This window comes from Burkholderia sp. BCC1208, assembly GCF_902833095.1.
In the GTDB taxonomy this organism is placed as follows: domain Bacteria; phylum Pseudomonadota; class Gammaproteobacteria; order Burkholderiales; family Burkholderiaceae; genus Burkholderia.
In genome coordinates, this window is the sequence record NZ_CADFDY010000001.1 from 625,656 (window position 1) to 637,966 (window position 12,311).

Consider the following 12,311-nt stretch of genomic DNA (forward strand, 5'->3'; position numbering starts at 1 on the left):
CGCATGGGGAGTGGGTCAACGACCGGGCGAGCCGGTCGTCGTCAATGTCTTGCCCGGCGCGGGCTGCTTCACGCGATCCTCGACGTAGCGGCGCACCGCGTCGGCCGCGACTTGCGCATCGGCGCCGCCGTACGGCACGGGCGCGACGAGGTCCTCCGGCCGTGCGAGCATCGTCGCGAGATTCGTGTACGTCGCGCAGCCGAACGGCACGCCGGGCCGCCCGAACCCTGCATCGACGAGATGCGACGGCTGCATCAGCTTCGCGCAGTCGGGCGGCACCGCACGCACGCCGTCGAAGCCGATCGCGCGTGCGTCGGGCAGGTTGATCGGCGGCGGCGTCGACAGGCACGCCGCGAGCGCCAGCGGCAACGATGCGGTGAACAGGGTTCGAATTAGCATGCGCGCGCCTCCGGTCAGTACACGAAGCCCGCAGCGCCGACGAGACGCGGCGTGTCGCCCGACAGCATGTCGAGCCCGAGATTGCGCTGAATCGCGAACTCGAGATCGCTGCTCGGCCGCGCGACCGTGTCGAGCGCCTGCTCGAGCTGGCCGGGCCCGGTCGGCTGCACGATGTACGGCGTCACGATCACGACGACCTCGGTCTTGTTGTCCTGGAAGTTCTTCGACGAAAACAGCCGGCCGATGATCGGCAGCCGGCCGAGCCCCGGGATCTGCGACACGGTGTTGGCCGTCTGGCTCTGCAGCAGCCCGCCGATCGCGAAGCTCTGCCCGCTCGACAGCTCGACCGTCGTCTCCACGCGCCGCACGGAGAGCCCCGGCACCGTGACGCCGCCGGTCGTCACGCTGTTGCTCGGATCGACCTCGCTCACTTCGGGGCGCACCTTCAGGCTGATCCGGTTGTCGGCGAGCACGGTCGGCGTGAAGTCGAGCGACACGCCGAACGGCTTGAACTCGACCGTGATCGCGCCGGTCGTGGTGCCGGCCTGCGCGACCGGAATCGGGATCTCGCCGCCCGCGAGGAAGCTCGCGGTCTGACCGGACATCGCGGTGAGATTCGGCTCCGCGAGCATCGTGATCAGCCCTTCCTGATCGAGCGCGTCGAGCACGACGTCGATCGACCAGCGTCCCGTATGGAAGCCGCCCAGCACCGAATACGCACCGCTCGGCGCCAGGTTGAACAGCTTGTTCGTCGGATCGAACAGCGTACGCCCGTTGAACAGCCCGCCGATGAAGTTGCCTGCCGCGCCGAGCGAACTCCAGTTGATGCCGAGCTGCTGCGTGATGTTGCGGCTCACTTCCGTCACGCGCACGCGCAGGTTCACCTGAATCGGGCGCGACAGCGTGAGCCGGTTGACGATCTTTTCCTTGTCGCTCACATAAGGCGCGAGCGATTGCATCACCGCGTCCGCGTCGGCCGCGCTCGGCACCTTGCCCGACACCATCAGCGAGCCCGGCGCGCCGGACACCGACAGCTTCAATTGCGGAAACCGGCTGTCGAGCACCGTCTGCAGCGATGCGGTGTCGACCTGCACGATCACGGTCCTGCGCAGGATCGGCCGATGATTCGCGCCGAGCGCGATCAGCGTGGTCGTGCCGGCCTTCTTGCCGAACACGAATACGGTGCGCGGCGACGGCACCTGAATATCCGCGATGCTCGGGTCCGCGACGAACATCGCGGTCGCCGGTTCCGGCAGCGACAGCATCTCGCCCTTGCCGGTCGCGATCGACAACGCCGCGCCGGCGTCCGCCGCCTGCGCGCGCTGCGCGAGCGCGGCGCCCGGCGCGACGACGCAGGCCAGGCACCAGAAAGCGATCCAACGAACCATGCGCACCATGCGTGTTCCCGTCAAATGCCGGCCGCCGGGCGGCCGGTTCCGAATCGACATCTCGTCATCGCGTCACTGCGCGGCCGCCGCCCGCGGCACTTGCGCCGTCGCGTCGGCGGCGGCATTGCCGGCCGCGGGCGCAGGCGGCATGCCCGGCCAGCCGGACGGCAGCGGCGGAATACCGGGCGGGCCGACACCGCCGCCGCCACTGCCGCGCGAGCCGTCGTCCACCGACGAACCGCGATAGATCACGACCGTGTTGCCCTGCGGGGCCGGCCGCGTGCCGGCATCGGTCCGCGCGGACGGCGAGCGCGTCGCGTCGCGGAACGCGCGCGATACGTCGCCGGCCCACACCGGCGGCGTATCGGGCTCCTGTTCGTCGCCGCCCGCGGCCTCGCGGCGGTCGCTCGTTGCGAAGCTGCGCAGCGCGAGCGACAGCGAACCGAGGCGCGTCGCGACCAGCACCACCTGTGCGGTGCGCGGCGCGACCTCGAGCGTGACCGTCCGCGCGCGCACCGGCGCGTCGGGCGCGCTCGCAGCCATCTTCGCGCGCTGGAATTCCGAGCCGACCGCGAGCACGCGCGCGCGGCGCACCACCGTCTCCGCTTCGAAGGTGCCGGGTGTCGTCGCGGACCCGCCGATCTGCTGCGTGAGCACGACATCGACGAAGTCGCCCGGCTGGATCAGCCCTGCGTTGCCCGACACGTCGTCGACCGGTACCGAGATCGCGCGCATGCCCGGTTGCAGCGCGGCCGCGAGAAAGTCCGGCGCGCCGGCCGAAATCACGTTCTCCGCGCGAATCGGCGCACCGGCGTCGACCCGGTTGCGCAGCAGCGCGCCCTTGAGGTCCACGCCCGGCTGGGACTCGACGAACGCACCGGCCGGCACCTGCGCGCGCGGCATGCGCTTCCACGCGAGATCGTTGTCGCGCAGCAGCAGCCCTTCGGGCAGGTCGGCCGCCGCGACGCGCACGTTGACGTCGCTCGACGTGCCGGGCGCCGACGGCGTCGACGCGGAGACATAAAGCTGGCGCAGGATGAACGCACCGACGGCGGCAGCGATGATCAGCACGGCCATTCTCAGAGGTTTGGGCATGGCGGCGTGCGTTCCCGCTAGGTGAGAGAAACCGTGTGGGGAAACGGCGTCCAGACGGCCAGTGCGCCGCCGAGCGCGAGCGCGACGCCGTACGGCACGCCGCGCATCTCGATCGCGCGCGCCGGCGCGATGCGACGACGCTGCCACGCAACGGCCGCGAGCACGGCAAGGCCGCATGCGGCGCCGCTCGCACCGACGATCATCAACACCGGCAACGCGAGCGCCGGGCCGGCCCACAGGAACACGGCCGCCGCCAGCTTCACGTCGCCGCCACCGATCCAGCCGGCGTGACGCAGTCCGCCGAACAGCAGCAGCATCGCCACGGCGGTCGCCACGTGACCGGCGAGCTGCGCGAGCCCTTCGCGCGCGAGCGCGGCCGCGACGAAATACAGCATGGCGAACGCGAGCACCGTGCGGTTCGACAGGCGCCGCGTGCGCACGTCCTGCAGCACGAGCGACATCAGCACGAGCGTCGCCGCCGACTGTACGAGATAGAGCATCGGAGAGCCGTCCATCGGCGCGCCCCGGCTGGATACGTCGTACCGCGGCGGATCCTTATGTTCGTCGGCGGCGCGCGGGTTCAGGGGGATCAGATCAGCGCGGTGACCTTGTTGATCAGCGACGTGAATATGGCCGGCAGGCCGCCAGTATTGCTGCTCAGGATCACCCCGACCGCCGCCAGCGCGACGACGACGATGCCGGCGAGAACCGCGTATTCGAGCGAGCTGACGCCGCGTTCATCGCGCAGCAGGGATTTGACGTAGTGCAGCATGACAACCTCCGTGTGACGGGGTCGGTGATCGACCGTTGAATGTAAAGACGCGGCGTTGCTTCGATGGCGCGCACGGCGTTCGCCCATTCACGACTCATGCGGCAGCCCTGGCATCGGGCATTCGCATCCCCTCGAATCCGTTCGATCGCTGCAACGCGCGGCCGTCTGCAATGGAATCTGCCACCGCCGGCGCTCGCTTGTTGCGTAGCCGCATCGGCACGATGCGGATCAAGCCATTTCGTCTAGGGTATAGACAATTTTTTCGGTGTTTTCAAATAATTTAGCGTCGAAATGTATTTATGAAAATGCCTGTGAAAAAAAGCAAATCCGGATCTCGGCACTCCGGAAATTAATGCCGCCCCAACTCTGTGATTGTCATCCAAATTAACAACCTTACTGCTTCGCGCGGAATGATGTTCCGGACCGTGCACAATTCATGCATTTATTCAATTTTCGATTGCCGGGCGATCCCCCTGACCGCCCGGGCATCGAATGCCGGTGGGCGTCCGGCGTCACGTCGAGCAACCCGGGCGCTGCCGCACGCTCCCTATCGCACCGAGCGAGTGCCGCAGTCGTTTTCCTTGCGCCGTGATGGTGATCGATTGACGATTTAGACCTCGACATTTTCCCGCCAGCCGAAATTCATTCAGCGCTCGCACGGCATCTTTGTGCAATCAATTCGGGCACGGCGTGCCGCACGAGTTTTGCGCATCGATTGCGGCATCACGACAAGAAACTATCCGGACAGATGCATCGCTTTATCCAGCTGCCTATTCCGCGACAGAAAAATCGGCTCGTCAAACCACCTGAAAATCGGCTCCCGGCGAGATCGCCCCACGCGCCGAAATTCGCGCGCGGCGCATCCCGGGCCGCCGCTCAACCGCGATCGCGCGGTTCCGGCGCGTCGAGAAACCGCAGCGGAGACGCGCGCGTGCCGAGGCGGGCCACGCCAAGGTCTGCCCCACTCAGCGACGTGTGCTCGAACCGCTGGAACGACTCGGCAATGTGCTTGCGCAGCAGCGCGACGTCCCATGGCTTGATCAGCAGCTTCTGAACGGATCCGTTGCCGGACGCATCGACGATCGACGCCCCATCGCCGTAGCTGGACAGCAGGATGCGCACGATGTCCGGGTACAGTGCCTTGACACGCTGCAGCAGGTCGACTCCCGATACGCTCGGCATCCGGAAGTCAGACACGATCACGCCGACGCGATGCTGGGCGAGCAGGTCGACCGCTTCGTCGGGATCGGTGGTGTCGAGAATCTCGTAGCCGTCGCGGCCGAGCGCCTGCCTGAGCATCTGCAGCACCGCACGGTCGTCGTCCACCAGCAGCAGCGTACGGTGCAGCAGCTCGCGCTGCCGGCAGTGCTCGGGGAGTTCCGAGCCGGCGGACAACATGTCGGCGATCGCGTCGCCGGTGACCGGATGGCTGAAGTAATAGCCCTGCATCGCATGACAGCGATGCCGGTTCAGGAACGACAGCTGTGCTTCCGTTTCCACTCCTTCGGCCACCGTCTCCATGTGCAGCGACTCCGCCATCGCGATGATCGAGCGCGTCAACGACGCGCCTTCCGCGCTGGTGGTGACGTCGCTGAGGAACGAACGGTCGATCTTGACGACGTCGATCGGCAAGTCCTTCAGGTAGGACAGACTCGAATAGCCGGTGCCGAAGTCGTCCAGCGACAGCACGACGCCGAGCGTCTTCAGTTCGCGCAGCGTCTGTGCGATCGCGTTGCAGTCCTGCATCAGCACGCTTTCGGTCAGCTCCAGTTCGAGCGAGTGCGGTTCGAGACCGGTTTCCGCGAGCGCCGTGCGCACCATTTCGGCCACGTCCTGCTGCCGGAACTGGCGTGCGGACAGATTGACGGCAATCCGAATCGGCGGATGCCCTTCCCGGCGCCACGCAACGGCCTGTGCGCACGCGGTACGCAACACCCATTCCCCGATCGGCAGAATCAGCCCGCTTTCTTCGGCGATCGGGATGAACCGGTCGGGTGGAATCACGCCGATTCCCGGACGTCGCCAGCGAATCAGCGCTTCGACGCCGCTGATCTGGCCGGTCTTGAGATCGACCTTCGGCTGGTAGTACAGCTCCAGTTCGCTGTTCGCGACGGCCTGATGCAGCGCGTTTTCGAGGATGGTCTGCTCTTCGACGCGGGCGCCCAGTTCGCGCGTATAGAAGCTGTAGCAGTTGCGCCCGTGTTCCTTCGCGCAGTACAGCGCGGCATCGGCCGTCTTCAGCAGCGTCTCCGCGTCGGTCCCGTCCGTCGGGAAGAGGCTGACGCCGACGCTGGTCGTCACGTGCAGGTCGTGCCCGTCGAGCACGAACGGCGCAATGAAGGTATCCAGGATCTTGCGGGCGATGACGTCCGCGTCCGCGGGTGTCGGCAGGTTGACCAGCATCACGACGAATTCGTCGCCGCCGAGCCGCGCGACCGTGTCGCCGTCGCGCACGGAGCTTTTCAGGCGCGCGGCGACGACCCGCAGCAGTCCGTCGCCGACCGAGTGGCCGAAGCTGTCGTTGACGTGCTTGAAGCGGTCCAGGTCGAGCACCATCACCGCGATCAGCTGCCCGGTGCGCCGCGCCTGCGACATCGCCTGCTCCATCCGGTCGCCGAGCAGGTTGCGATTCGGCAGACCGGTCAGCGCGTCGTGATTGGCCAGGTATTCGATGCGCCCCTGCTGCATCTTGCGTTCGGTGATGTCCTGGACGATGCCGCGCAGGATGATCGCGTGGTTCGGGTCGCGGCCGGACTCCGCCTGGTGCAGCACGCAGCGCTCGGTGCCGTCCGCATGGATCAGCCGATGCTCGAGCGAGAACGCGACGCCTTCGGTGCGCAGGCTCGTGTAGGACTGCACGAGCATCGGCTGCTCGTCGGGCGGAACCGCCTGCACGAGTCGTTCGAACGTGGGCGGCGTGTGTGCGGCGTCGAGCCCGAGAATCCGGTACAGCTCCGGCGACCAGTAGCCGTCCGTCCGCCCGGCCTGGTATTCCCAGTTGCCGAGGTGCGCAAGCGCCTGCGCATGCGTGAGGCTGACCTCCGTCGTCGCGAGCTTTTCGACCGCCGCGGCCGCGCGCAGCAGATAGCGGATCCGGTAGCCGAGCAGTTTCCACCGCATCGGCTTGGACACGAAATCGGTTGCGCCCGCATCGAACGCGCTGGCGATTGACGCGTCGTCGTCGTTGCCCGTGAGCATGACGATCGGCACGCGGCGGCCCTCGGGCAACGCACGCAACGCCCGGCAACAGTCGAAACCGTCGCCGCCGGGCATTTCGACGTCGAGCAGCACGACGACCGGACGATGACGCAGGAACGCGTCGATGCCCTCCTGCGGCCCCGTCGCCTCCTCGACGCGAAAGCCTTCGGGTTCGAGCGTCTCCACGACCAGCATCCGCGTCATTGCGTCGTCATCGATGATCAGAATCGCCGGCACATCGGCATGTTCCTGGTTCACGACCGTCCTCCTGTTTTGCCGACGCGCGATCGCCGTGGCGATCGGCCGGCGTCCATTCAACCTTCGACGCGCTCCGCGATCAGCGCCGCGTGTGCGTGCCCGAATTCCGCGTCCGTACCGGCGACCAGTTCCGCCGCGGCGCGCACGTCGGCGGCGCGCGCCAGCCGCTCGATTTCGCGGCAACGCGCCGACAGCAGGTGCGCACCGACGTTCGCGCTGCTCGATTTCAGCGTATGGGCGGCCAGCTTCAGCGCGTCGGGGTCGCCCGCTTCGACCGCCGCATGCATGTCGCGGATCAGCCGCGGCGCATCCGCCGTGAACTGGTCGATGATCCGCGTCAGGATATCCGGACGGCCCGGCCGCTGAAGCGCGCGCAATGCATCGAGCGCCTTGCGGTCGATCACGCTTGCGTCGTCGTCCGGATCGGCGGCGGCTTCGCCGCCCGCTTCCGGATTCGTTTCGACGCCGGCGCCCGTCGGTGCCGCATCGCTTCCGGATGCCGCCGCGCATGCCGCGCCGCCGACATGGCGCGCGAGCACCTGCAGCAGCGCATCGCGGCGGAACGGCTTGCCGAGATAGTCGTCCATGCCCGCGGTCAGGCAGCGCTCGCGATCGCCGCTGAGCGCATTGGCCGTCAACGCGATGACCGGCATACGCGGCGCACCGGCTTCGGCTTCGCGGCGGCGCAACTGCCGCGTCGCCTCGAAGCCGTCGAGCGTCGGCATCTGGCAATCCATCAGAACGACGTCGAATACATCGTCCGCCAGCAGTTTCAGTGCCTGCTCGCCGTCGTCGGCCACGGCGACCTGGTAGGCGGTGTCCTCCAGCATCGCGAGCGCGATCTGCTGATTCACGACGTTGTCCTCCACCAGCAGCACACGCGCCGAGATCGCGCCGAGCGGTCGGCCCGGGTCCGCGCAGGCGTCGTCGGATACCGGCTCGGCCGGCGTCAGCCGCGACGGCATCACGTGCATCGCCGACGCGATGGCCGTATAGAGGTCGGCGCCATGGAGCGGCTTCGTCAGCCGGGCGGCGATGCCGAGTTCGTGCGCGACCTGGATGCTGTCCATCATCTCGAACGCGGTCAGCGTGATGATCCCGAGCGCACGCAGCGACGGATCGTGACGGATATGCTGCACGAGCGAGATACCGTCCATCCCCGGCATCCGCACGTCGACGATCGCCAGATCGAACGGAGCGCCTTCGGCGACCGCCGCGCGCAACTGCGACAGCGCGTCGTCGCCGCCGATCGCCGTGGCGACGCACAGCTGCCATTCGATCGCATGTTCGAGCAGCACGCTGCGATCGGTTTCGCTGTCGTCCACGATCAGCACCTTCAGGCCGGCGAGCGACGGTCTTGCATCCGCTGCGATGCCGACCTCGCCGGAAGCCGGCTCGAACCGGGTCGTCACGGTAAATACCGAGCCCTTGCCGGGCGTCGATTCGAGCGTGAGCGTGCCGCCCATCATCTCGGCCAGCTGGCGGGAAATCACGAGACCGAGCCCGGTTCCCCCGTATTTGCGCGCGATCGAGTTGTCGGCCTGCTGGAACGGCCGGAACAACTGCGCGGCCACCTGCGGGGCGATGCCGATGCCGCTGTCGGCGATCGCGAACACGATGCGGCCGTCGTCCGAATACGAGGCGCTGAGCTCAACATGCCCGTGCTCGGTGAACTTGATGGCATTGCCCAGCAGGTTCGTGAGCACCTGGCGCAACCGCACCGGGTCGCCGCGCATCCATTCCGGAACGGTGTCGCCGCGCTTGTACACGAGCGCAAGCTCCTTGCGTCGCGCGTTGGGCTCCAGCAGCGCGACGACATCGTCGAGCAACTGATGCAGATTGAAATCGATGCGTTCCAGCCTCAGCTTGCCCGCCTCGATCTTCGAGAAATCCAGAATGTCGTCGATGAGGACGAGCAGCGTCTCGCCGGATCGATACACGGTGTCGACGAACTTGCGCTGCTTCGACGTCAGCCGCGTGCGCTGCAGCAGTTCGGTCATGCCGAGCACGCCGTTCATCGGCGTGCGGATCTCGTGGCTCATCCGCGCGAGGAACTCCGATTTCGCCGAATTCGCGGCTTCGGCCGTGGCGATCGCCGCCTGCAGATCGACGTCGCGGCGCTCGATTTCGTCGAGCATCATGTTGAAGCCGGCGATCAGCGCCGCGACTTCGTCGCTGCCTTTGTGCGCCATGCGCAACGACAGGTCGCTGCCGCTGCGAATGCGGGCCATCGTGCGCGTCAGTTTCGACAGCGGCCCGGAGATCGACGCACCGAGCCGATGGCTGATCACCAGCCCGCCGATCGCGAGCAGGAACGATACCCCCACGATCATCACGATCGCGGTTGCCACGGCCCGATAGACGTCCGAGACGATGCCGCGCTGCTGAAGATCGACACGCACGGCCTCCTGCTCCGTGTAGGCCGCGAGGCGATTGGCCGTCGTGTCGACGTCAGCGACGATGCCCTGCATGGCCATGTCGTTCGCCAGCATGTCGGACTTCACCGCCAGGATGCGGCGCGCGGAACCCGCCAGCGCCGTGGTCAGCCCGACGACATCCTGTGCGCGCTTCGCGTTGCCCGGGCCGTCCGCGACGAGCGCATCGCGCAGCGCGCCGGCGGAGGTGGTCAGCGCGCCGATGCTCCTTCGCAGCTCGTCGTCGGCGCGCTTCAGACGGTCGGCGCTGTCGCTTTGCGCGATCATGCGCAGGTCGAACGCCAATGCGTTGATGCCGCCGCTCACGACCGACGACAGTGACTCAACCCGCGCGGCGCGCCGCCGGAATTCGATCGCCTCGTCGAGGCGCTGTCGCGCCTTGACGATCTGCAACGCGAACGGATCCGCGACCTCCGCGAGCTTCGCGTCCAGCGCATCGAGCGACTGCAGCACCCGGTCCTCTTTCGCACGGTAGCGCGGTGCGACGGACGGCTCGGCGAACATGGCGCCGCGCAGCGCGACGAGGCCGTCGTGGCCATCGAGGATGTCGGCCGACACGCGCCCGAGCGCGCTCGTCACGCCCTGCGCGGTCGCGGCATCGAGATTCGGCGCCGCGATCGCGAGCGCATTGCGCGCGCCGTCGATCGACGCCTGCATGCGTTCGCGCAGCGGCGCGAGCCGGTAACGGTTCGGCGCGACGTCGACGCGGCCGGCGGCGGTGATGACGTCCTTGACGTTCATGCGTACCTGATCGAGCGCATGAATCGTCCGGTTGTATGCGGTGTTGGCCGCGAGCGCGCCGCTCACCGCCGCATCGGCGTCGTTGTCCAGCCGCCCGGTTTCCTTGCCGATCTCGGTCAGCAACGTGGCGCCCCGTGTCTGCACGCGTTCGATCAGCCGGCGTTCGGCGACGAGTTGCGCATCGCCGCGCAGGCGCTTGTCGACGCCTTCGTTCATCGACCCGAGCATCGTCCGCAGGTCGGTGGACGGTTCGTCGATGCCGTGCCCGTCGATCGCGCGCACGGCGGCCGTGATGCCGGAGATCCGCTGCAATTGCGTTTCGATCTCCGAGGACGACTGCTGCCGCTCCGACGCATCCTGGGCGTGCTCGAGCCGGCCGAACTCCACCGCGAGTTCCGCATACGCGCGCTGGAGTTCGTTGCTGCGCACCTGCAGCGGCAGCGATTCCGTCGTCAGCGTGCGCACGCCGGACGCGATGCCGTGCACCGCGATCAGGCTGGTCACGGAAATCGCCACCGCGCCCAGCAGCATCAGGCTGGTGCTGGTGACGAGCTTCGCCTTGATGTCCATGCAGCTCTCCAGGATCGGGATGGCCCGGCGGCCATCCGGCCGCTCATTGCGCCGGCACGGCGAGCGGCGTGACGCGGCCGTGCGCGATTTCGGTGAGGAATACGTCGTTCAGCGCCTGGTGATCGTCGGTGCCCAGGTTGGCCACCAGGCCGCCGAGGTCGAGGTGCCGGATCGATTCGAGCGCCTGCTTCAGCGTCGCCCGGGTCGGTGCCGGCCCCGCACGGTCCAGCCCGATCAACGCGACCTTCGCGTCGAGGCAGCCCTCGATGTGCACCACGCCGATGTGCTCGTCCGGAAAGCGCTGCGCGATCAGCCGTGCGCAGTCCCGGACCACGGGACGCTCGCTTTGCGGCAGCGGCACGACCTGCGAAATCAGCATGCCGTTCCCTTCGTCGCCGATCAGGCGCAACAGGTCGTCGGTGCCGACGAACGACACCGCCGCGAGACGGGCCGCGAGGCCTTCGCGGTGCGCCGCACGAATGAATGCGGCGACCGGCGTATACGGGCCGACCATGATGACGACGTCCGGCCGCGCGTCGAGTACGGCGGCGAGCCCCGTATTGACCGCCGTCGTGCCACGCCGGAACGTGCCGGTGGCGACGACGTCGAGGCCATGGCGGTGCAGCGCGAACTGCGTGCCCGCCAGCACCGCGAGCCCGAAGCCGTCGTCCTGGTAGAACACCGCGAAGCGCTTCGCGCGGTCGTTCGCGATCAAGTAATCGACCAGCGCGCGCGTTTCGTCGTCATAGCTCGCCCGGATGTTGAAGACCTCCGGAATGACCGGCCTGCGCAGCGCCATCGCGCCGCTGAACGTACCGACGAGCGGAATGCCGGCGTCCCGGATCATCGGCAGCACCGCGGTGGTCGTCGGCGTGCCGACATAGCCGAACAGCGCAAGGACGTTGCCCCGCTCGATCATTTCCAGCGTGTTGTCCACCGTCCGGTCGGGTTCGTAGCGATCGTCGGCGACGACGAGGTCGATTTTTCGGCCGCGCACGCCGCCGTGAGCATTGGCGTCGTCGAATACGGCTTGCGCGCCGATCAGCAGCCCGTGTCCGAGGCCCGCGGAATTGCCCGATTGCGCGTTGACCATGCCCAGGCGGATCGTGTCGTCGGTCACGCCGGGTTCCGCCGCGAAGCCGGCGCCCTGGCCGCTTAGTGCGGCGCAGCCCGCGATCAGCGCCAGCGCCTGCCTGGCGCGGGGACGCGTGAGTGCGTGCAGTCCGTTCGAAAGCCAGGTGCCGGAACACATCCGTGTGACTGACACAGTCTCGTCCATGTTGGGCTCCCGTTCGGCCCCCGATTGTTCTGATTTGATGGCGCGCCCCCGCCGCATGCCGCACCGCTGCCGTGGTACGAGTCAATTAGTCATATATATAGGTGGCATACGTTGCGACTGCAAGCCGGAGGAGCGGAGCGGCGTCGTTTGGCGCGGGTTGTTCCGCTGCGGGGGCG

8 protein-coding genes are annotated in these 12,311 nt (G+C 67.7%); all 8 read right to left on the bottom strand.

The window, feature by feature from the left end; genetic code table 11:
* Positions 1–15 precede the first annotated feature (15 nt).
* On the bottom strand, positions 16–399 hold the full coding sequence (locus HWX09_RS02790) for a CpaD family pilus assembly lipoprotein (protein ID WP_027784114.1): 384 nt from the start codon (positions 397–399) through the stop codon (positions 16–18).
* A gap of 14 nt (positions 400–413) precedes the next feature.
* Entirely contained in the window at positions 414–1,796 is a 1,383-nt protein-coding gene (locus HWX09_RS02795; RefSeq protein ID WP_027784113.1) for a type II and III secretion system protein family protein, read from the bottom strand.
* Positions 1,797–1,859: 63 nt separating this feature from the next.
* Entirely contained in the window at positions 1,860–2,882 is a 1,023-nt protein-coding gene (gene cpaB, locus HWX09_RS02800; RefSeq protein WP_027784112.1) for a Flp pilus assembly protein CpaB, read from the bottom strand.
* 17 nt (positions 2,883–2,899) lie between these two features.
* Complete coding sequence (locus HWX09_RS02805; protein WP_027784111.1) at positions 2,900–3,382, bottom strand: prepilin peptidase; 483 nt, start codon at positions 3,380–3,382, stop codon at positions 2,900–2,902.
* Between the two features lie 89 nt (positions 3,383–3,471).
* A complete protein-coding gene (locus HWX09_RS02810) occupies positions 3,472–3,654 on the bottom strand; it encodes a Flp family type IVb pilin (RefSeq protein WP_027784110.1) in 183 nt (60 codons plus the stop codon).
* 876 nt (positions 3,655–4,530) lie between these two features.
* Positions 4,531–7,110 (bottom strand): EAL domain-containing protein, encoded by a 2,580-nt coding sequence (locus HWX09_RS02815; protein ID WP_027784109.1) that lies wholly within the window; start codon positions 7,108–7,110, stop codon positions 4,531–4,533.
* Between the two features lie 56 nt (positions 7,111–7,166).
* On the bottom strand, positions 7,167–10,856 hold the full coding sequence (locus HWX09_RS02820; RefSeq protein ID WP_027784108.1) for a response regulator: 3,690 nt from the start codon (positions 10,854–10,856) through the stop codon (positions 7,167–7,169).
* Positions 10,857–10,899: 43 nt separating this feature from the next.
* Positions 10,900–12,135 (bottom strand): ABC transporter substrate-binding protein, encoded by a 1,236-nt coding sequence (locus tag HWX09_RS02825; RefSeq protein ID WP_027784107.1) that lies wholly within the window; start codon positions 12,133–12,135, stop codon positions 10,900–10,902.
* Positions 12,136–12,311 lie beyond the last annotated feature (176 nt).